General features: G+C 64.5%; 22 protein-coding genes. 10 read left to right on the top strand and 12 right to left on the bottom strand.

The genetic code is table 11. From position 1 onward, the window contains the following. Window positions 1-239: 239 nt before the first annotated feature. Together AC56LG_RS07850 and AC56LG_RS07845 are read left to right on the top strand one after the other, a co-directional pair. Entirely contained in the window at window positions 240-1,055 is an 816-nt protein-coding gene (locus AC56LG_RS07850) for a PleD family two-component system response regulator (RefSeq protein WP_497165539.1), read from the top strand. 52 nt (window positions 1,056-1,107) lie between these two features. Continuing rightward, the gene (locus AC56LG_RS07845; protein ID WP_497165538.1) at window positions 1,108-2,094 is read left to right on the top strand and encodes a gamma-glutamyl-gamma-aminobutyrate hydrolase family protein; all 987 of its coding nucleotides are present in this window, start codon (window positions 1,108-1,110) and stop codon (window positions 2,092-2,094) included. Between the two features lie 22 nt (window positions 2,095-2,116). On the opposite strand, the gene AC56LG_RS07840 is transcribed toward AC56LG_RS07845, so the two are convergent. Both AC56LG_RS07840 and AC56LG_RS07835 read right to left on the bottom strand, forming a co-directional pair. Further along, the gene (locus AC56LG_RS07840) at window positions 2,117-2,494 is read right to left on the bottom strand and encodes a helix-turn-helix domain-containing protein (protein WP_497165833.1); all 378 of its coding nucleotides are present in this window, start codon (window positions 2,492-2,494) and stop codon (window positions 2,117-2,119) included. A gap of 5 nt (window positions 2,495-2,499) precedes the next feature. After that, entirely contained in the window at window positions 2,500-2,799 is a 300-nt protein-coding gene (locus tag AC56LG_RS07835) for a type II toxin-antitoxin system HigB family toxin (RefSeq protein WP_497165537.1), read from the bottom strand. A gap of 126 nt (window positions 2,800-2,925) precedes the next feature. Between AC56LG_RS07835 and AC56LG_RS07830 the strand changes: the two genes are divergently transcribed. Beyond that, entirely contained in the window at window positions 2,926-3,249 is a 324-nt protein-coding gene (locus AC56LG_RS07830) for a hypothetical protein (RefSeq protein WP_497165536.1), read from the top strand. Window positions 3,250-3,292: 43 nt separating this feature from the next. Here the strand turns inward: AC56LG_RS07830 and AC56LG_RS07825 are convergent, their stop codons facing one another. Further along, window positions 3,293-4,429 carry a YbdK family carboxylate-amine ligase gene (locus tag AC56LG_RS07825; protein WP_497165535.1) on the bottom strand — a complete coding sequence of 379 codons (1,137 nt, stop codon included), beginning with the start codon at window positions 4,427-4,429 and terminating at the stop codon, window positions 3,293-3,295. Further along, window positions 4,419-5,621, bottom strand: coding sequence for a cation:proton antiporter (locus AC56LG_RS07820; protein ID WP_497165534.1), 1,203 nt, complete (start codon window positions 5,619-5,621; stop codon window positions 4,419-4,421). Before AC56LG_RS07820 ends, AC56LG_RS07825 begins: the two co-directional genes overlap by 11 nt. A gap of 209 nt (window positions 5,622-5,830) precedes the next feature. On the opposite strand from AC56LG_RS07820, the gene AC56LG_RS07815 reads away from it, so the two are divergent. Further along, window positions 5,831-6,430, top strand: a complete 600-nt coding sequence (locus AC56LG_RS07815; RefSeq protein WP_497165533.1) for a CPBP family intramembrane glutamic endopeptidase — start codon at window positions 5,831-5,833, stop codon at window positions 6,428-6,430. 221 nt (window positions 6,431-6,651) lie between these two features. Here the strand turns inward: AC56LG_RS07815 and AC56LG_RS07810 are convergent, their stop codons facing one another. From AC56LG_RS07810 to AC56LG_RS07790, 5 genes are all read right to left on the bottom strand, one after another. After that, window positions 6,652-7,203 (bottom strand): DUF4166 domain-containing protein, encoded by a 552-nt coding sequence (locus tag AC56LG_RS07810; RefSeq protein ID WP_497165532.1) that lies wholly within the window; start codon window positions 7,201-7,203, stop codon window positions 6,652-6,654. Next, a complete protein-coding gene (locus AC56LG_RS07805) occupies window positions 7,200-8,300 on the bottom strand; it encodes a saccharopine dehydrogenase NADP-binding domain-containing protein (RefSeq protein ID WP_497165531.1) in 1,101 nt (366 codons plus the stop codon). Before AC56LG_RS07805 ends, AC56LG_RS07810 begins: the two co-directional genes overlap by 4 nt. 155 nt (window positions 8,301-8,455) lie before the next feature. After that, entirely contained in the window at window positions 8,456-9,628 is a 1,173-nt protein-coding gene (locus tag AC56LG_RS07800; protein WP_497165530.1) for a vWA domain-containing protein, read from the bottom strand. Beyond that, window positions 9,629-10,219: a GNAT family N-acetyltransferase gene (locus tag AC56LG_RS07795; protein ID WP_497165529.1), complete on the bottom strand. Its 591-nt coding sequence runs from the start codon at window positions 10,217-10,219 to the stop codon at window positions 9,629-9,631. Then, the gene (locus tag AC56LG_RS07790) at window positions 10,216-11,070 is read right to left on the bottom strand and encodes an AAA family ATPase (RefSeq protein WP_497165528.1); all 855 of its coding nucleotides are present in this window, start codon (window positions 11,068-11,070) and stop codon (window positions 10,216-10,218) included. Before AC56LG_RS07790 ends, AC56LG_RS07795 begins: the two co-directional genes overlap by 4 nt. A 179-nt stretch (window positions 11,071-11,249) precedes the next feature. Between AC56LG_RS07790 and AC56LG_RS07785 the strand changes: the two genes are divergently transcribed. From AC56LG_RS07785 to AC56LG_RS07775, 3 genes are all read left to right on the top strand, one after another. After that, the gene (locus AC56LG_RS07785) at window positions 11,250-11,597 is read left to right on the top strand and encodes a c-type cytochrome (protein ID WP_497165527.1); all 348 of its coding nucleotides are present in this window, start codon (window positions 11,250-11,252) and stop codon (window positions 11,595-11,597) included. Between the two features lie 11 nt (window positions 11,598-11,608). Continuing rightward, window positions 11,609-11,950 carry a c-type cytochrome gene (locus AC56LG_RS07780; RefSeq protein WP_497165526.1) on the top strand — a complete coding sequence of 114 codons (342 nt, stop codon included), beginning with the start codon at window positions 11,609-11,611 and terminating at the stop codon, window positions 11,948-11,950. A gap of 111 nt (window positions 11,951-12,061) precedes the next feature. Further along, a complete protein-coding gene (locus AC56LG_RS07775; RefSeq protein WP_497165525.1) occupies window positions 12,062-13,567 on the top strand; it encodes a SulP family inorganic anion transporter in 1,506 nt (501 codons plus the stop codon). Between the two features lie 190 nt (window positions 13,568-13,757). Here the strand turns inward: AC56LG_RS07775 and AC56LG_RS07770 are convergent, their stop codons facing one another. The 3 genes from AC56LG_RS07770 to AC56LG_RS07760 all read right to left on the bottom strand — a co-directional run bounded on the left by AC56LG_RS07770 (window position 13,758) and on the right by AC56LG_RS07760 (window position 16,499). Then, window positions 13,758-14,186, bottom strand: a complete 429-nt coding sequence (locus AC56LG_RS07770; RefSeq protein WP_497165524.1) for a DUF1841 family protein — start codon at window positions 14,184-14,186, stop codon at window positions 13,758-13,760. Between the two features lie 31 nt (window positions 14,187-14,217). Further along, the gene (locus AC56LG_RS07765; RefSeq protein WP_497165523.1) at window positions 14,218-15,750 is read right to left on the bottom strand and encodes an aspartyl protease family protein; all 1,533 of its coding nucleotides are present in this window, start codon (window positions 15,748-15,750) and stop codon (window positions 14,218-14,220) included. Window positions 15,751-15,878: 128 nt separating this feature from the next. Beyond that, window positions 15,879-16,499: an RNA pyrophosphohydrolase gene (locus AC56LG_RS07760; protein ID WP_497165522.1), complete on the bottom strand. Its 621-nt coding sequence runs from the start codon at window positions 16,497-16,499 to the stop codon at window positions 15,879-15,881. Between the two features lie 204 nt (window positions 16,500-16,703). On the opposite strand from AC56LG_RS07760, the gene AC56LG_RS07755 reads away from it, so the two are divergent. The 3 genes from AC56LG_RS07755 (at window position 16,704) to AC56LG_RS07745 (ending at window position 20,600) form a co-directional block, all read left to right on the top strand. Next, complete coding sequence (locus AC56LG_RS07755) at window positions 16,704-18,434, top strand: proline--tRNA ligase (RefSeq protein WP_497165521.1); 1,731 nt, start codon at window positions 16,704-16,706, stop codon at window positions 18,432-18,434. Beyond that, on the top strand, window positions 18,434-19,081 hold the full coding sequence (locus tag AC56LG_RS07750; protein WP_497165520.1) for a lytic transglycosylase domain-containing protein: 648 nt from the start codon (window positions 18,434-18,436) through the stop codon (window positions 19,079-19,081). Before AC56LG_RS07755 ends, AC56LG_RS07750 begins: the two co-directional genes overlap by 1 nt. A gap of 88 nt (window positions 19,082-19,169) precedes the next feature. Then, a complete protein-coding gene (locus tag AC56LG_RS07745) occupies window positions 19,170-20,600 on the top strand; it encodes an alkaline phosphatase (RefSeq protein WP_497165519.1) in 1,431 nt (476 codons plus the stop codon). Window positions 20,601-20,618: the final 18 nt, after the last annotated feature.

Raw genomic sequence — 20,618 nt, 5'->3', positions numbered from 1 at the left:
CGGCGCCATCTTGTCGGCGCCATCTTGTCGAGAGGAAAGAGTGAGAGGGGCGTAAGCGATTGTTCTTGTCAATACGTGCGAACGTGACTAGATTGGTACGCAAGCTTGCTACGTCAAGCGGCCTGAAAAACCTTGAGCAAAGGCTTTAGCCAGACTAGTACTGTACATGCATACAGTAATTCTCGCAAGTCAGCCTGCCTTTTGTGCAACAGGTTCTTGCGCCAAACCGGATAAATTTTATGCATGCACAAAAAATTCCGACCGCTGTCTGCCTGCTCGGATTCGCGCCCGAGCAGGCGGCAGAGCTGGCCGCGCTGCTGGCTGCCGCCCCACGCTCGGGACCGTTGTATGTCTGCCTGCACGACGACAGCCTGCAGGAACCCGACCTGGTGTTGGTCGACGGCACCGGTCCGGCCGGACTCGCCTGCCTCGAAGGCATGCGCTGCGCGCCGCCGGCGCTGGTGATCGGCGGTCCGGCGCACGGCGCCTACGATCACTTGACGTTGCCGGTCGATCCGTTTGCCCTGTACGAAGCGATGGGGCGCCTGCTGGCGGAACGGCGGCGCGCCCTGGCGCTGTTGCATGCGCGCGGCCAGCCGATCCTGGCGGAACGGCGGCGCCGTCCGCGCTTTGGCCCCGGCAGCGGCTGTCCCTCCGAACGGCGCCCGCCGCGCGACGGCAAGGTGCTGATCGTCGACAAGGGCGGCGCGTTCCGCGACCACCTGGCCGGCCTGGTCGGCGCGCGCGGCCTGGCCATCGCCTGGACCGACAGCGCGCCGATGGCGGTGCGCCTGTGCGACGAAACGCAGGTGGCGCTGGCCATGATCAATACCGCCGCGCCCGGCATCGACCCCTACGGCCTGAGCCGCAACATCAAGGCCCAGGAAGGCGCGGGGCGCACGGCCGTGGTGCTGCTGGTCGGGCGCACTTTTACTTACGACAGCACGCTGGCACGCGGCGCCGGGGTGCGCGGGCTGCTCGACAAGCCGGTGGGCGACCGCAGCCTGGTGTGCATGCTGCAACGCCTGACCAGCTTGCCGGAGTTGCCGGTGTGACTTTGTTACAACTTCGAATCGTGCGCCGCCATGGCAGGGCTATATTTGGGCCATGGCAGACGACCAACCACAGCGCCGCGGCGAGGCGCCGGGCCCGCCGCTGGAAAACCGCGAGGATGCGCCGCAGCGCATTCCCGACCGCCGCGCCGCCAGCGGCCCGCCGCGCTACCAGCGTCCCGGCGATACCCCGTTCGCACTCGCCGGCCGCGTCCTGCGCTCGCGCTGGCGCGCCCTGCGCGACCGCTTCAGCCGCGACTTCATGCGCCGCACGCTGCGCATCGGCGTCTCGGCGCGCATCTTTCATCCCGAACCGGGCTCCACCGGCCTGCGCAGCAAGAACCTGCAATACCTGGAAGAGTCGATTGCCCAGTGGGTGATGTCGCGCGACGTGCTGGTTTTCATGATCCCGACGGTGAACACCAACGGCTTGCTTCACCCCAGTAACATCACGCTGCGCCACTACGCCCGCCACCTGGACGGCCTAGTGCTGCAGGGCGGGGCGGACGTCTCCCCGCAAACCTATTCCGAATCGCCCACGCGCCCCGAGTGGAGCGGCGACCGGGCGCGCGATTTATACGAGCTGGAACTGCTGCACGAATTCGTCGAGGCCGGCAAACCGGTGCTCGGCGTCTGCCGCGGCTGCCAGCTGATCAACGTCGCCTTTGGCGGCACCCTGTACCAGGACGTGGCGACCAACGTGCCGGCGGCGCTGGCCCACGTCCACACCGACTACGACGCCCACCGCCACGCCATCGAATTCCCGCCCGGCTCGACTCTGGGCCGCATGTTTCCGCACGCCGGACGGCCGATCGTCAATTCGATCCACCACCAGGCCGTCAAGGAACTCGGGCGCGACATCCGGGTGGAAGCGATGTCGTATCCCGACGGGATCGTCGAAGCGATCCGCTACGACCGCGCCGACTTCGTGATGGGGCTGCAATGGCACCCGGAATTCCACCGCGCCGGCGGGACCGACCTGCTCGATTGCACGCCGGTGCTGGATGAGTTCTTGAGGGCGGCGCGGGAGACGCGGTTGTAGGAACCGCAGCCGGTTGATCTACTCAGGGAGTTACGCTGCGCGGAGGCTGGATCAAGGTCTCAGCTGGGATACCCAGTCCTTTATGCAATCGCCAGATCATGGGCAGGGTTAGCGGCCTGGCGCGGCTTAACACTTCGTACACACGATTCAACCTGCCGATCATCGGCTCGAGATCCTTTGGTGTGAGACCCTTCTGATCCATTTGAAACTTGATAGCCTCAATTGGGTCTGCAATGTCCATCGGAAAGTGTTTTGCCTCGTATGCCTCCACGAGCGTGGCCAGGACATCGAGACGATCTCCTTCGGGCGTACCGAATTCTGCAGTCATCAGCGATTCGACTTCGCTCAGCGCTGCGTGATAATCCTCTTTAGTACGGATAGGCTTGATGTCCATGGCGATGTCTTTCAAATTGTTTGAGCATCGATAGCGTCGTACTGCTTGTGTGTTCCGACGAATTTCACGAAAACAATCCCATACGGGTAGTTGATAGACGTAACTAAACGGTACTTGTTCCCAGCGATATTGAACACTACCCGACCTTCCCTAAGGATGCTCGCCGTGCCAAAGTCAGCCTTAACGTCGGCAGGCGTTTCCCACTTGGCCTTGAGGACGTGTCCATGCCAGGTCAGGAGAGGTTCCTTTGCGTCGGCATATCCGGGCTGTTCGTAAAAAGCACGAAGCGTGGGAAGAGAAAGTATGCGCATCGATGGATATTAGTCCCAATTTGGGACTAGAGCAAGGTTGGCGCGTAAACGGCTTGCACCCAATCCTTCCCTTGATCATAATGAATGAGAATCATTCTCATTAACGACTGATCAACAGGAACCGCCATGAACCATCCATTCGCAGACACTGCCGTACCCGCGCACGGCATGCCCCAGCGTCACGCCGTCATGCTCGCCTCCCTGCTGCACCTGATGTCGCACTACACCGCGCGCGACGACAAGGACAAGCCGTGCGTGCGCCTGGCCTCGGTGATCGAACGCCACCTGTGCGCGCTGGCGCGCCTGCCGGACCTCGACCCGGTGCTGCGCGCGACCTGCGAGCAGTTGTGCGAACGTTGGGCGGTGCTGGTCGACGAGGGGATGCCGCAGCCGGTGAAGCGCAATTTTCTCGAGCGGATCATGCGGCCGAGCCGGGTCAGCCCGGCATGATGTTGTAGGGTGGGCCGGGCCACGAAAGGCACTTGTGCCCACCCTACCTGCGCCGGAAGCGCCGCTCGCCCCGGAACCAGTTGATCGCCGCATGCACCATGCCCTCGACGCTGCCCTGGCGCTCGTATTGCTGGCGCAAGAGGGCCGCGTCGCTGCCGCCGGCCGCCGCTGCCGCCAGGTGGCGCAAGCCGTCCTGGCTGCCGAGGACTGCGGCATACGGTTCCATGTTCGTCAGCGTGGCCAGGATGTCCTCGCGCAGCGGCATCGTCGCGTAGGTCTTGGGATGGGTGATCGCGCCTTCCAGCCCGAAGCGGCAGGCCTGGAAGCGGTTGTAGTTATAGACCAGGTAATCATCTTCCACCGGCGGTTCTTCCTTCTGCTCCAGCAGGTAGCTGCACAGCGCCTGCAGGTAGGCAGCCAATGCGGCTGCCCGTTCGACGGTGAGCGGCGTGTCGCACACGCGCAGTTCGATCGTGCCGTATTCCGGTTTCGGGCGCAGGTCCCAGTAAAAATCCTTCATGCTCTTGATGATGCCGGTGCGTTCCATCTTCGCAAAATAGGCCGACTCGAATTCGCTCCAGCGCAGGGTAAATGGCGCGCGCCCGCTCATGGGAAAGGCGAACACGGAATTCAGGCGCGCCGAATCGAACAGGCTGTCGTGGCCCTGCACGAAGGGAGAAGAGGCGGATAGCGCGATGAAATGCGGGATGTAGCGGTTCAGCGCGTGCAGCAGGTACAGCGCGTTGTCGCCGTTGCCGCAGCCGATGTGCACGTGCTGGCCGAACACGGTGAACTGCTTGGCGAGGTAACCGTACAGCGAGGACAGGTGTTCGAAGCGCGCCTTGGAAAAAATCTTCTGTTCCGACCAGTGCTGGAACGGATGGGTGCCGCCGCCGGCGATGCCGATGTTCAGCTGGTCGCCGGCTGCGACCAGGGTGTCGCGGATCTCCTGCAACTCCGCCAGCAGCGGCGCATAAGCAGAATGCACGCTCGAATTAATCTCGATCATGCTCTCGGTGATCTCGGGCGTGACGTTGCCGGGAAAGGGTTTACGGGCCAGCAGGTGCAGCAAGTCCGGACTGGCGGCGGTGAGGTCGAAGTCGGACAGGCTGACCAGTTGCAGTTCGAGTTCGACGCCGAAGGTCAGCGGCGTGGAGGCGCTAAACGGCTCAAGCGGCATGGTTGATCTCCGGCTGGGTCTTCGGTACCTCGTTCGCCCACACCAGCGCGCGCTGGATGATGATCGGGCCGAACACCTCTAACAGCATCGTCACCGCCGCCACCGAGCGCAATTCTTCGACCACGTGCACGCCGCGCTGGCGCGCGTGCTCCAGCAGCAGGATCACGAACACGGACAGGGGCGCCAGCGCCACGCCGGCCAATGCGCCCTTGCGCCAGGACACGCCAGATAAATGAGCAAAGGCCACCACGCCGCCGGTCTTGGTGACCAGCCGCGCCAGCACGATCACGGTCGCCAGCCCAATGCCGGCGGCGACCTTTTGCCAGTCGAGGGTAGAGGCGGCAAACACGAACAGCAACACCGTCAGCAATTCGCCCAGGGCCCCGAAACCGCGCTGCGCCTGGCTGTAGGCCACGCGGCGGTGGCGCGCCACCAGGCCAAAGGCGAGGGTGGCCACCACCGGCGACAGGCCGCCCGCATGCGATATCGCGACCAGCAAGATGACGGCCAGCGCAAACGCGACGGTCGCATCCTGTTTCGGATTCTTGAGCCCATGCAGCAGCGCCGGCACGGCGAGCCCGAACACGGCGCCGGTCAGGAGCGATACGGCGAGCAGCACCAGGCTGTTCCAGATGGCGTCGCCCAGGTCTTCGAAGGTACGGAAAATCCAGAAGCCGACGACGACATTAAAGGCGAACACCGCCAGCACGCAGTTCTGGGCGGTGAGATGGAGCACCCGCTCCGTCACCTGGCCCGAACTGCGCTGCTCGTTGATGACCCGTACCACGGTGGCGGGCGAGGTCGCCATCGACAGCGCCGCCAGCATCAACGCGGTCAGTTGCGGCGTGCCGAAGGCGATCGCGATCAGGTAGACGGCAACGAAGGTGGCCAGCGATTCGACCAGGCCGCTGATGCCGATCCAGGGGTTGGTGCGCAGCCAGCGCAGGTTGATGCGGTAGCCGAGTTCGAACAGGATCAGGCCAAAGGCGACGTCGGCCAGCATCGACGCCGGGCCGCTGTCGGGGATCGGCAGGACGCCGAGCTGGGAGCTGCCCAGCGCGAAGCCGATCACGCCATAAAAACTAATGCGCGGCAAACCCGTCCAGCGTTGCCCGAATTCGCCCGCGATCCAGGCGATGGCAATCGCGAACGGCCACGCCAGGCTGGTCAAGATCGGCAACAGGTCGGGCATGCATGCTCCTCGGAAATACACCGGAAAACCCGGCCTGGGACGGACTGGTCTTTTGTCGATTCTATAAGACGGGAAGGACGGAGGCTGCGCACGATTGGACAACGGATTAACGGAAGAGTTCGTTGTCAGGGCCGGCGCCGCTGGCTAGAATGCCGGTTGTTCCAGCCGCCTTTTCGATTCCTCATTCGTCGCCCCCCCGACACACTCCCATGTCCCAACAGATTCCGCAGCAACCCCAGTCCGCCCGTGCGCCGATCCGCCTCACCGCCCAGGTATTGACCTGCGTCGTGTTTTCGGCGATCGCGCTGGTCCTCATTTTCGTCCTGCAGTACCAGCCGCGCCTGGTACTGCGCGGACCGATGACCTACGGCGAACAGGTGCTGTACGGCCTCGGCCTGTCCGCGCTGGCGGCGGTGTTTTCCTATGTCAGCGCGCGTCTGACCGCGAACTCGGAAGCGAGCCGCAACACGGTCACGGCCTATGGCCGGCTCGACCTGTCGGGCTTGAACCCTGTCTGGATCAGCCTGGCCGCGGCGATTGGCGAAGAGCTGCTGTTCCGGGCCGCGCTGCAGCCGCTGCTGGGCGTGTGGATCACCTCGCTCGTGTTCCTGGTGACGCACGTGCCGGTGTACCAGTTCCGCAAGCTGAACCGGGCGAGCCTGGTGCAGGCGGCGAGCGTGTTCGGGGTGAGCGTAGTGCTCGGATTTATTTATCAATACGTAGGCTTGCTGGCGGCCGTGATGGTGCATGCGGCGCTGGATGTGGTGGGCTTGTATGTGGTGCGCAATGCGTTGCGGGGAGCGCGTTGACGAGGTGCGGTTGATCGAACGGGTGACGGCGGGCATGCCCTTCGTGGCCCGGCCCGCCTTACGTTATACGACGGCCCGTGACATATCCACTGGCCGTTGTGCATGTAGGGTGGGCATGCCCACCGATACGTACCGTTGAATACCGCGCCCATACCGCGAAGCGATTACACCTGATCAAGCGGTGATCCGCGTGGGCAGAGCGGTTCTCCGCCCGGCCCATCCTACATTCGCCGATCAGTTACTTCGGCGTCGACAGCCAAATAGCCCGTGTAGCCAGCCACCTGACCGATCAGCGGCAGCGCAGCGCCGATGCGGAAGTACAGGCGACCGTCGCGGCCTTCTTCCTCGGCGACGATGCGCGGCAGCGCCCAGCGCGGGCAGGGAATGCCGAGGAATCGCAATCCGCGCAGCCGCATCACCAGGCGGCCATCGTCGGCCAGCAGTTGAAAGTGGAGCAGGGCTGGCCCCAGCCGCTCCGTCAATTCTCCCTGCACCAGGCGCATGCGCGAGCGCATCGTCTTGCCCGGGAAATGCCGTACCCAGGTTTCGCAGGCCGGCCCGGCATCGAGCTCGAAGCGGATGGCGCCGGACACGGGTTGCAGAGGCGTCCCCAAACACAGGGCCAGCAGCCGCGCCGGCCAGGAGGCGGGTGCCGCGGTGCGCACCCACCCGTGCAGCGTGCGCCGGCCGCGGGTGCGGTGAAAGGTTTTAACAGGTTGGGCCAGCGCCTCGAAGGCGGGGCCCATGACGGTTTCATACATCGACAGGGTCACTGGTCGGCTTTCATCGTGATGTGCAGGCCGGCGGCTGCGCGTTCGAAATCGGCCAGCGTCAGCAGTCCCAGGCAGGGGCGGGCGCCGGCCGGCAGGAGCTCGCCCGCAGCCAGGCGCCGCACCAGTGCCGCCGCCGCGAGGGTGGGAACGAAGGGACCGTCGCCGTGGGTCGCCAGCAGCGACCAGCCGCGCGCCACCTGCACGCCAGCGGCATCAAGGCCCGTCACGCGCACGTGCATGGCGCCGGCATCCGAGCCGCAATGGCGGAACCAGTCGGCGGCGCGTTTCAACAGCGGCGCGTGCGCGGCCCAGTCGCGCACCAGGCCGCGCTGCGCCAGCCACGCCATCAGGTTCATGCCGCGGTGCAGGACGGCGAGTTCGAGTCCGGCGCCGAAGCGCACCGGCGGCGTGCCGGGAAAGCGTGGGCCCAGCAGTTCCAGGTCGGGGACGTCGCAGGGCGACAGCAGGCGCCGTCCGACCGGCGCCGGATAGGTATGTGAGCGGGTGGTGCGCCAGCCGGTGGCGCCGCCCGGCAGCGGCTGGCCGCAATAGCCGAGGATGGCGCGTACCGTGGACAAGCCGCGCTCGGTGCGGTTGCCGGGACTGATGCCGATGTCGATCGCGCCGATGCGGTGCATGCCGGCGGCCAGCGCATCGGCGGCCGCGCCGGACAGGGCAGGGACCGAGCTGGCGCCGCTGGTGACCAGCACGCCGGCTTTCGTCGCTGCGTCGTGCAGCGCGCCGATGCCGGCGACAAAGGCGCGGCCGTCGGCCAGGTCGATGTAGTGGGCGCCGGCGGCGATGCAGGCGCTGGCGACGTGGTAATCCTGACCCTGGAAGGGGCCGGCGGTGTGGATGACGGCAGCGGGGTGCAGGGTGGTCAGCGTCTGCGCAAGCGCAGGGGAGGCGATGTCGAGGGTGTGGGCGTCGAGTGGCGACGTGGCGCCGGGACGCAGCTTGTGCACCAGGGCCGCGGCTTGCGTGTGGGAGCGGCCGGCGACGAGGATGTGCAGGCCCGGTTGGCGGGAGAGGAGTTCGACCAGGCGGCTGCCGAAAAAGCCGTAGCCGCCGATGACCAGGATGCGAAAGTTGCTCATGCTTAATGTATAGCACAGGCAACACTTTGGGGATAGGGTGCGGTTGATCGAACGGTAAAGGCGGGCATGCCCGCTCTACGTAATGCGGCTGGCGGCTGGTGGGTAACGTAGGGCGGGCATGCCCGCGCGTGACGCCGGCACGGCCCGCGACGCCTTTATTTGCTCAACAACCGCATCGCCCGCTCCAACCCCTCCAAGGTCACCGGGTACATCCGGTTGTTCATGATCTGGCGAATGACGGCAATCGACTGCCGGTACTGCCACAGGTGTTCCGGTTCCGGATTGAGCCAGGCGAATTTCGGGAACGCCTTGCAGAAACGCGCCAGCCATTCGGCGCCGGCTTCCTCGTTGTTGTATTCGACCGAGCCGCCGGGCGCGAGCACCTCGTAGGGACTCATGGTGGCGTCGCCGACGAAAATGATGCGGGTGTCGGGCGGATATTTGCGCAGCACGTCCCAGGTGTCGAAGCGCTCGGCGTGGCGGCGCCGGTTGTTCTTCCACAGGTAGTCGTAGATACAGTTGTGGAAGTAGTAAAACTCCATGTTCTTGAATTCGCTCTTCGCCGCCGAGAACAATTCCTCGGTGCGCTCGATGTGGTCGTCCATGGTGCCGCCGACGTCGAGCAGCATCACCACTTTGATGCGGTTCTTGCGCTCGGGCTGCATGCGGATGTCGAGGTAACCGGCGTTGCTGGCGGTGGCGCGCACGGTCTCGTCGAGCGCGAATTCGTCGAGCGCGCCGGTGCGGGCGAAGCGGCGCAGACGGCGCAGGGCGACCTTGATGTTGCGCGTGCCGAGCTCGCGCTCGTCGTCGTAATCCTTGTACGAGCGCTGCTCCCAGACTTTCACTGCCGTGCGGTTGCGCCCGGCGCCGCCGATGCGGATGCCTTCCGGGTTGGTGCCGCCATGCCCGAACGGTGACGTCCCGCCGGTGCCGATCCACTTGCTGCCGCCTTCGTGGCGTTCCTTCTGTTCCTTCAAGAGTTCATTGAGGCGGTCCATCAGCTTGTCGTAGCCGAATTTTTCCAGCGCCGCCTTTTGTTCGGGCGTCAGTTCGCGCTCCATGCGCTTGATCAGCCAGTCGAGCGGGATCTCGCCTTTGCTGGTGTCGAATACGGCCTCGATGCCCTTGAAGTAGGCGCCGAAGGCGCGGTCGAACTTGTCGAAATGGGCTTCGTCCTTGACCATGACCAGCCGCGCCAGATAATAAAATTCGTCGAGCGACGGGGCGATGACGGTCTTTTCCAGAGCTTCGAGCAGGGTCAGGAATTCCTTGATCGAGACCGGGACTTTTGCGTTGCGCAGCGCGAAGAAGAAGTCGATCAGCATTTACGTACCCGCGTGACGCGTCAGTTGATAGTGCAGGTGCGATTTCACCTCGTGCCACTCGCCGCGCACGATGCTGTACATGACGGTGTCGCGCACGGTGCCGTCGCGGCGCAGGGCATGATGGCGGACCGTGCCATCCTTTTTCGCACCGAGGCGCTCGATCGCGGTCTGGGAAGCAACATTAAAATTATCGGTACGAAAACCGACCACCGCGCAGCCGAGGGTATCGAAGGCATGCGACAGCAACAGCAATTTGCAACTGGTGTTCACGTGGCTGCGCTGCACGGCTTTCGCGTACCAGGTGTAGCCGATCTCGACCCGGTCGATGTTCGGCAGGATGTCGTGGTAGCTGGTGGTGCCGATCACGTCGCCGCTCGACGCATCGATCACGGCGAAGGGGAGACGGTCCTTCGTCTCCAGCGCCGCGTGCACATAGGCTTGCGTGCGGTGCGGCTCCGGCACCGAGGTCACGCGCAGGGTCCACAACTGGCCGTCGGCGGCGGCCGTGCGCAAGCCCTCCACGTGTTCCAGGGTCAGCGGTTCGAGGCGCACGCCGTTGAATTCGAGCGCGACCGGCTCGATTGCAATCATCGGTTCATCCTCGACATCGACAGCAGGCGTTCGAACAGGTGTACGTCCTGCTCGTTTTTCAGCAGGGCGCCATGCAGCGGCGGCACCACGGTCTTGTTGTCCTTCGAATGCAGCGCTTCGGCCGGGATGTCTTCGGCCATCAGGAGCTTCAGCCAATCCAGGAATTCCGAGGTCGAGGGCTTCTTCTTGATACCGGGGACGTCGCGCACGTCGTAAAAGCTCTGCAGGGCGGCGGACAGCAGCTCCTGCTTCAGGCGCGGGTAGTGCACCTGCACGATGTCGGCCATCGTGTCGCGGTCCGGGAATTTGATGTAGTGGAAGAAGCAGCGGCGCAAGAAGGCGTCCGGCAGTTCCTTTTCGTTGTTCGAGGTGATGATCACCAGCGGACGGTGCTTCGCCACCACCATTTCGCGCGTCTCGTAGACGTAGAACTCCATGCGGTCGAGTTCACGCAGCAGGTCATTCGGGAATTCGATGTCGGCCTTGTCGATCTCGTCGATGAGGAGGACCACCGGTTCCGGCGCCGTAAACGCTTGCCACAGCACGCCCTTGACGATGTAGTTGTGGATGTCGCGCACGCGCTCGTCGCCCAGCTGCGAATCGCGCAGGCGCGAGACGGCGTCGTATTCGTACAGGCCTTGCTGGGCCTTGGTGGTCGATTTCACGTGCCACTGCATCAGCGGCATGTTCAGCGCCGACGCCACTTCCTCGGCCAGCATGGTTTTACCGGTGCCGGGTTCGCCCTTGATCAGGAGCGGACGCTGCAGCGTCAGGGCGGCATTCACGGCCAGCTTCAGGTCGTCGGTCGCGACATAGCTTTCGGTGCCTTCGAAACGGGGATGGGCTTGCATACGCGTTAGTGGAAAAGAGGGAAAGTTCGAGTATATGCCAGAACCACGCAGGCGTCGGATGGGGCACACGACGTTGGTAGACTGCAATCTTTTGTTGGGCTAGAATCGACAGGTTAGTAGTAGATAACTAATTTTTTGTGCGGTAGCGGTTTTCGATTAAAAATTTTGCGATTCCCACCATGAAAAAACTTTTGGCAGTACTCGTTCTGGCCACCGGTGCCGCTGTTGCTACGTCGACTGCGCTCGCAGCGGACGTCGTCGGCAATCCGAAAGCCGCACAAAGCAAGGTCGAAATGTGCATCGGATGCCACGGCATCCCCGGCTACAAAGCCAGCTTCCCCGAGGTCTACCAGGTGCCGATGATCGGCGGCCAGTCGGCCAAGTACATCGAATCCGCACTGCACGCCTACAAGAAGGGCGACCGCAAGCATCCATCGATGCGCGGCATCGCCACCAGCCTGTCGGACCAGGACATCGCCGACGTCGCCGCCTATTATTCGCAGCAGAACGGCCAGAGCCGCAAGTAAGGACCCACGCCATGAAAAAACTGATCATCGCGCTGGCCCTCGGCGCCGTTTCGTTTTCTGCTACTGCCGCCGACATCAAGCGCGGCGAAGAGCTGACCAAGAAGTACAACTGCGCGTCCTGCCACGGCGCCGACTATAATAAGCCGATCGACCCGAGCTATCCGAAGCTGGCCGGCCAGCATGCCGACTACCTGTCGCACGCGCTGATGGCGTATAAACGCGGCGGCGACCAGGCCAACGGGCGCAGCAACCCGATCATGGCCGGCTTTGCCAAGCCGCTGTCGAACCAGGACATGGCCGACATCGGCGCCTATCTTTCCAGCCTGCCGTCGCAGCTGGTGGTGCGCAAGTAAATCATCGCCGGTCCGGCCCTGCGCCGGACCAGCCAGCAGCATCGGGATCCCCCGGATCCGGCTTTAAACGCCGGCGCCGGGGGATTTTCATTTATTACCTGGAGTTTTATCGTGCAGTCCGTTTCACCTGCTTATCTCAAGACCAACCTGCTCAGCGGCCTGACCGTCGCGCTGGCGCTGGTGCCCGAAGCGATCGCCTTTGCGCTGGTCGCCCATGTCTCGCCATTGACCGGCCTGTACGCCGCCGTGCTGGTTTCCTTCATCACCTCGGCCTTTGGCGGGCGGCCCGGCATGATCTCGGGCGCGGCCGGCGCGCTGGCCGTGGTGATGGTGGCGCTGGTGGTCGAACACGGCGTGCAATACCTGTTCGCCGCGATCGTGCTGATGGGCCTATTCCAGATCTTGTTCGCCGTCGCCCGGCTCGGCAAATTCATCCGCATGGTGCCGTATCCGGTGATGCTCGGCTTCGTCAACGGCCTGGCCCTGGTGATCTTCATCGCCCAGTTCGGCCATTTCAAAATTGGCGGGGAGTGGATGCAGGGGGCGCAACTGTTCACGATGCTGGGGCTGGTGGCGGCGACCATGGCAGTCATCTACGTCACGCCGCGCATCACCAAGGCGGTGCCCGCGACGCTGGTCGGCATCCTGGTGGTCACGGCGGGCGCCGCGCTGCTCGGCATCGAATCGAAGACCGTCGGCGACCTGGGTTCGATCGGCGGCGGCTTGCCGCAGTTCGCGCTGCCGGACGTGCCGTTCAACCTCGAAACCTTGCGCATCGTGTTGCCATATTCATTGGTGCTGGCCGGCGTCGGCCTGATCGAATCGCTGCTGACGCTGACGCTGGTCGACGAAATCACGGAAACGCGCGGCCAGCCGAACCGCGAATGCATGGCGCAGGGCGCGGCCAACATCGTCACTGCGTGTTTCGGCGGCATGGGCGGCTGCGCCATGATCGGGCAATCGATGATCAACGTGAACAACGGCGCCTACGGCCGCCTGTCGGGCATCGCCGCCTCGCTGTTCCTGCTCTCGTTCATCCTGTTCGGCTCAAGCTGGATCGAGCAGATTCCGCTGGCCGCCCTGATCGGCGTGATGTTCGTGGTCTGCGAAAAGACCTTCGAATGGGGCACCTTCCGCACGATCGGCAAGGTGCCGCGCGCCGATACGCTGGTGGTGGTGCTGGTGGCGGCGATCACCTTGATCTTCGACCTGGCGGTGGCGGTGCTGGTCGGCGTGATCGTCTCGGCGCTGGTGTTCGCCTGGCAGCATGCGAAGCAGATTGGCGTGAAGACCAACGTCGACGCCCAGGGCTGGAAAGTCTATGAACTGGAAGGCACGTTGTTCTTCGCCTCGGTCGCCAACTTCAACGAACTGTTTACGCCGAAAGACGATCCGCAAGACGTGGTGGTCGAGTTCCGGCGCGCGCGCGTGGTCGACCATTCGGCGATCCAGGCGATCGACGCCCTGGCCGAACGTTACCGCGCGCTCGGCAAGCGCCTGCACCTGCGCCACCTGAGCGCGGATTGCCGCGAGCTGCTGGGCAGGGCGCGGGACATGATCGAGGTGAATGTGGTGGAAGATCCGCGCTACCGCGTGGCGGACGACAAGCTGGGGTGAAGCCGGGTCGTGTTGTGCTTTTCGTAGGGTGGGCTCCGCCCACGCGGTGCCGCATATGCATGTCGAAACGCAGCGCGAAGCGTTGCCGTATGCAAGCGTACGACCGCGTGGGCAGAGCCCACCCTACGTAGAACATGATACGAAAAAAGCGGCCGTGGCCGCTTTTTTGTATCGCATTGCCAGTCCGGCATCAGCGCGTCGCGCGCCGCCGCACGCACTCGATATAGGCCTCGGTATCGGGCGGGGTGCTGTTGCGTTGCGAGGTCCAGATCATCTCGCCGAGACACTCCATGATCTCGTGGTGGGCATCGTGCTCGCCGATGCGGTTCACCAGCAGGTCGTGCGCCGCCTTGATGCCGCGCGGCTGGTCGATCGAGACCTGCTCGGCGATCGACAAGTGCATCGACAGGTGCAGAAACGGATTCGGCTGGCCGCCTTCGACCGAATAATCGCGCGCGACGGCTGCGTCGGCGTCGGCGAGGGCGTCGTGGTATTCGGGGTGCTGGACGATCCAGTCGGCGGCAATGGCGTCCATCGGCGTCAGGATCTCGCCGGCGCGCTGCTTGCGCAGGGCTTCGCAAAAAAAGCGGCGCACGTCGTGCGAAGAGGGCGTGAACATGAGGAAGTAGGCAGGAACGATGAAGTGGCCGTCATTGTAGCGCGCGTGGCGCTGTCGCGCACTGCGCCGCATGGCGAGCCGTCAGTGCCGCTTCCTGCGCGGATTCGCCGTGCGCCCCGTGCCAGTCCGCCATGTCCAGCAGCGTCTCGCAGCGATGCGCCGGCCCGTATTTGCCGTCGCCGCCGGCCTGCGCCAGCAGGGTCTCGGCCGTGATCCTGCCGAGATAGAACTCTGCGACAGGCCGTGGCCAGGCCTGGTCTGCCTGGCGTGCGAGATGGGCCGTGAGTTCGCTCCGGGCCAGGTCCACCTGCTTGTCGCGTACGCGCGCGAGATAGAGCCAGCGGGCCGCTCTCCCGTGCGCCGGCAGCCTGGCGGCCGCATGGCGTAGACGCACGATGCCCTGCTCGAGAAAGCCTTGCGCTACCAGTGCGTGACCGGTGTACATGGCCGCCAGCGGGTTGCCGCCGAGCGCCGCTTTTTCGATCCAGTCGGCGGCGCGCGCCACATCCTCCGCCCTGCCTTTTCCCTGGGAGACCATGTGGGCCGCCAGCATCTGGGCGTCGTGATTGCCCGCCTCTGCTTCCGCGACAATCCAGGGTTCGAGCTTGCTGCGCTGGCCGAAAGGCGCACCGCCCAGGTAGGACAAATAGATTTTTCTCTGGCTCATGGCGATCAATACGCGGTGGCTGCGCAGGAAGTCGGCGCCGAGCAGGATGTCGATGTCGATGTCGTCGTCCCAATCGACCACGCCGATGTGCGCGTTGCGCACGGTTTCCTGAGCGATCTGGAAGGTGTCAAACACCGTGCTCCAGCGCGCCACCCGGTCGCGGCCGACGCCGGCGATGGCGCTGAGCCGCGTTACGCCCGGGGCATCCAGTTTCAGGCCCGCGCGCTCGGCCGCCGCCCGGCCAATGACGGTGACGCCGGCGCCGGTATCGATCATCGCCCGCATGCGCTTGCCGTTGACATGCACGAAGAACGGCGGATTCGGGCCGCGGTGGCCGCGGGGGGCAGCGAACGGGATTTCCATCGCGTTCTCGTCCCAGTAGGCCAGGAACTGGCCGTCGCAATTGGAAGGCCGGAAGAAGCGCAGCGACTTGCTGGCCAGGGATATTTCCAGATCTGCCTGGAGCAGGAAAGGCGCGCCGACCAGGGCATCGTAGTCGGGCACGAAACCGAAATCGCCGAGCATCGAGAGCCAGGCGGCGCCGCTTGCGGTCGGGCCGACCGACAGGTCGGCGACTAGCGCTTCATGGATGGCGGCCTCCCCGCCGACCCCGCGCGCAATGCGGTGCGTGGCGCGCATGGGCAGTTTGCGGCGCTCGGCGGCGGTCCGGGTGAGCAGCGTGTCGAAGGCGCCGGTGTCGAGCAGCATCGTCGCCGGGGCGCCGTTGATGCTGCCTTCGGTCGTCAGATCCAGGCTGGGGCCGGTGTAGCGCAGCGGCAGCGAACCGATGTCGATGTAGCGACATTTGGGTGCCGCGTCGTCGGCCTGGGCGACGGCGGGCAGGAGCATGCCGCACAGGGCGAGGGCGGCGAAAATCGGCAGCAGGGGCGATGTCATCGGCCGATTTTACCGCCAATATTTTCTTGCCAACAAAAATAAATCGTTGCAGCGGCAAGATGAACGGACAAAAAAGCAGGCTCCACCACGTGCGTGGCGTGCCTGCTTTTTGGCGCCTTGCGGCGGTATTACTTCTCCGGCGCCAGCATCAGTTGCGGTTCGCTGCTGGCCAGCGGCGCCTTGACGGCAGACTTGTTCCCGGCCGCGCTGCTGGTGGTGCGCGGCTGGCGCAGGTAACGCGCGCTGTGGCGGCGCTCGCCATGTCCGCCGTTGGGCGGCATGGTAAGAAAACGCGACAGCTCCTGCAATGCGCGCTGGTACACGTCACGCTTGAACTCGATGACCACGTCCAGCGGCACCCAGTAATCGTGCCAGCGCCAGGCGTCGAACTCCGGATGGTCGGTCAGGCGCAGGTTGACGTCGTTGTCGCGCGCAACCATGCGCAACAAAAACCAGATCTGCTTCTGGCCGCGGTAATGGCCGCGGATCTCGCGCTTGATGAAATGGTCGGGCACCTCATAGCGCAGCCAGTCGCGGGTGCGGCCCACGATCTTGACGTGCTCCTGGCGCAAACCGATTTCTTCCTCGAGCTCGCGGTACATTGCCTGTTCCGGCGTCTCGCCGTATTTGATACCTCCCTGCGGAAATTGCCAAGAGTGCTCGCGCACCCGTTTGCCCCACCACACCTCGTTATTGGCGTTAAGCAGGATGATGCCGACGTTGGGGCGGAACCCTTCCCGATCGAGCATAAGAACACCTCGAAACTTTCTGCCGGCTTCCGGGTCCTTACATTTTTACCTACAAATCCACACGTCAGCTTCCCTCGTGCACAACGAAAACGGCGGACGCTGCGTGTTCAAGACCCATTTGTACAAAGATTGGACGCATCAGCCAGCTAATCCTTTAAAATTAGGTCGATTATAACTCTCTCTTTTTAAAAAGAATTCATCGATATGCGTGCCTCACGATTTTTTATTTCTACGCTTAAAGAAGCGCCGTCCGACGCCGAGATCGTCAGTCACCAGTTGATGATGCGCGCCGGGATGATCAAGCGCCTAGGCTCCGGTATCTATACATACATGCCGCTCGGCCTGCGTGTGATCCGCAAGGTCGAAGCCATCATCCGCGAAGAGATGAACAAGTCGGGCGCGCTCGAACTCCTGATGCCGGTCGTGCAGCCGGCGGAACTGTGGCAGGAAACCGGCCGCTGGGACAAGATGGGTGCGGAACTGATGCGCGTCAAGGACCGCCACGGCCGCGAGTTCGCCATCCAGCCGACGTCGGAAGAAGTGGTCACGGACGTGGTGCGCAGCGAGATCAAATCCTACCGCCAGCTGCCGCTGAATTTTTATCACATCCAGACCAAGTTCCGCGACGAGCGCCGTCCACGCTTCGGCCTGATGCGCGGCCGCGAGTTCACGATGAAGGATGCGTATTCGTTCGACCGCGACCTGGCTGGCATGCAGAAGTCGTACCAGGTCATGTTCGACGCCTATGTCCGCATTTTTAATCGCTTCGGCCTGAAATTCCGCGCGGTGGCGGCCGACAACGGCGCCATCGGCGGCACCGGTTCGCACGAATTCCACGTCATCGCCTCGACCGGCGAAGATGCGCTGGTGTACTGCCCGGATTCGGATTTCGCGGCCAACATGGAAGCGGCCGAGGCGCTGGCGATCGGCGAGCGCGGCGCGGCCACCGAGGAGATGAAGAAGGTGCCGACGCCGGGCAAGACCAAGTGCGAAAGCGTGGCCGAGCTGCTGAACCTACCCCTGGCGCGCACCGTCAAAACGATCGCGCTGACGGTCGAGAGTGAAGAAGAAGGCAAAGTACCGAAGCAATACTTCATGCTGCTGCTGCGCGGCGACCATGAACTGAACGAGGTCAAGGTCGGCAAGGTCGCCGGCCTGGCGAATCACCGCTTCTCGACCGAAGCCGAAATCCAGGAAGTCTACGGCACCGTGCCGGGCTACCTGGGTCCGGTCGCGCCTAAGCAGCCGGTCACCATCGTTGCCGACCGCACGGTCGCCAACATGGCCGATTTCGTCTGCGGTGCCAACGAGGTCGACGCCCACCTGACGGGCGTGAACTGGGGCCGCGACCTGCCGGAACCGATCGTTGCCGACCTGCGCAACGTGGTCGAGGGCGACGCTTCGCCGGACGGCAAGGGCGTGCTGGCGATCGAGCGCGGCATCGAAGTCGGCCACGTGTTCCAGCTCGGTACCGCCTATTCGGAAAAGATGGGCGCTACCTTCCTCGACGAAAACGGCAAGCCGGCGCCGCTGCAGATGGGCTGCTACGGCATCGGCGTGACCCGCATCCTGGGCGCGGCGATCGAGCAGAATTTCGACGACAAGGGCATCGTCTGGCCGGACGCGCTGGCGCCGTTCCAGCTGGTGCTGTGCCCGATGGGCATGGACCGCAGCGAGATGGTCAAGACCCAGGTCGAGGCGCTGTATGCCGAACTGCAGGCGGCCGGCATCGACGTCATCGTCGACGACCGCGGCCTGCGTCCGGGCGCGATGTTCGCCGACTGGGAACTGATCGGCGTACCGCACCGCATCGTCATCGGCGAACGCGGCCTGAAGGAAGGCAACCTGGAATACCTGGGCCGCCGCGAGTCCGACGCCACGGCCGTGCCGGTGGCGGAGATCGCCGCCTTCATCAAGGGCAAGCTGGGCCAGTGATGCAGTGGGGCTTCCACGGCCGGGCGCGGGCCTGGCTGGGTGCGCACCTGTTTGCGGGCTTGCTTGCCGCGGGCGGCGCGGCGCACGCCGGCAACCAGAAGGAAGAAGCGATGGCGGACTCGGTGCGCCTGGCGCTGGCGAACGCCATCGCCGACACCCGTCCGCCCAAGCCGACCTTCCGCGACGAGGCGGCGCGCGTGCGCTACCAGCAATGGTTCACGGAGATGTCGGCACGCCTGAAAAAGCGCTTGCCGGACGAGCAGTCGCGCACCGAGTTCCTGGAGTCGGCCTGGTACGAGGCGACCCGCGCCGGGCTCGATCCGGGCCTGGTGCTGGGCCTGATCCAGGTCGAGTCGGCCTACCGCAAATACGCCGTCTCGGTCGCCGGCGCGCGCGGCTACATGCAGGTGATGCCGTTCTGGACCAAGGTCATCGGCGACAACGACCGCCGTAAACTGTTCCACATGCAGACGAATCTGCGCTACGGCTGCGCGATCCTGCGCATGTACATCGACATGGAGCGCGGCGACCTGTATCTGGCGCTGGGCCGCTACAACGGCAGCCGCGGCAAGCCGCAGTATCCGAATGCGGTGCTGGCGGCGTGGAAGAAGTGGGAGTTCAATCCAGTCGCAGTCGCGTCGCGGTAAAACGTCTGCCGTTGACGCAACATATCATTTGAGCCACATCCGCCATTTGCGGTGTAGACTCTTTCGTTTCCCCGCTCTCGATCCCACTATGCGAATCAACACTCTCGCCGCCGCGTGCACGCTGGCGGCGCTTGCCGGTTGCGCCTCGACCGGCCCGGCCGCCCTTGGCGTGCGTCCCGCGGTCCCAGGCCAGGCAAAGAACGTCATCTTCTTCCTCGGCGACGGCATGGGCATCAACACGCTCACCGCCGCGCGCATCTATGCCGTCGGCGAAGAGGGCGAACTGGCCATCGACACGCTGCCCGAATCGGCCTTTGTCAAAACCTTTTCGAACGACGCGCAAGTGACCGACAGCGCCGCCTCGATGTCGGCCTACATGACCGGCGTAAAACAGAACAACGGCGTGATCTCGATGTCGAGCGACACGCGCTCGATCGCGCCCGCAACGGAAGGCAACCGCAGCGTCAGCCGCTGCGCCAATGGTCAGGCGGTGCCGACGCTGGCCGAACTGGCGAAGGCGCGCGGCATGGCCGCCGGCGTCGTCACCACCACTAGCGTCACCGACGCCACCCCCGCCGCGACCTATGCCCACGCCTGCCACCGCAAGCTGGAGCAAGACATCGCCGCCGCGCTGGTGCCCGGCGGCGCCGGCTACAACAAGGCGCTGGGCAGCGCCGGCCTCGACCTCGTCTTCGGCGGCGGCGCCCAGCAATTCACGCCGCTGGACGCCGGCGGCAAGCGCGCCGACGGCCGCAACCTGCTCGGCGAGCTGCAAAATAAAGGCTGGCGCGTGGCGGCGAACACGGCGCAGCTGCAGGCGCTGGCGCCGAACGGCCAGCCGGCCATCGGCCTGTTCGCCCCGAACCATTTCAAGTACGAAGCCGCGCGCGACCCGGCGCAGCAGCCGGCCCTTGCCGAGATGACGGCCAAGGCGATCGACCTCCTGGCGACCAACCCGAACGGCTTCTTCCTGATGGTCGAGGGCGGCCTGATCGACCATGCGCTGCACGCCACGACGGCCAAGCGCGCGCTGCAGGAGACGGTGAGCTACAACGCCGCCATCCAGACCGCGCTCGACAAGATGAACAAGCTCGATCCGGGCCTGAAAAACACGCTGATCGTCGCCACCGCCGACCACGACCACACGCTGCTGATCAACGGCTACTCGCCGCGCACCGGCAAGACCACGCCGACCAATGCAGGCGTGCTGGGCCTGGTGCGCAGCCTGCCGGACGGGAAGGTCCGCCTCGACAAGGACGGTGCGCCGTTCACGATCCTGGGCTTTGGCGCCGGCGAGCACCGCATCCAGGGCAGCCGCAAGGACGTCAAACTGACCGACGAAATCGCGGCCGGCGACGACTACCACCAGGAAGCCGTGGTGCGCACGCGCACCGGTGCCGGCATCCATGGCGGCGCCGACGTGTATCTCGGCGCGGCCGGTGCCAACGCCGAACTGTTTCGCGGGACGATCGACAACACCCGCGTCTTCGACCTGATCAAGAGCGCGGCGGGATTATGAGCGCCACCAGAAAGCAAG

This window comes from Telluria sp. ZB2R32 (genome assembly GCF_059685715.1).
The sequence above is the reverse complement of the archived record's forward strand: the minus strand, read 5'-3'. Positions and strand labels throughout refer to the sequence as shown.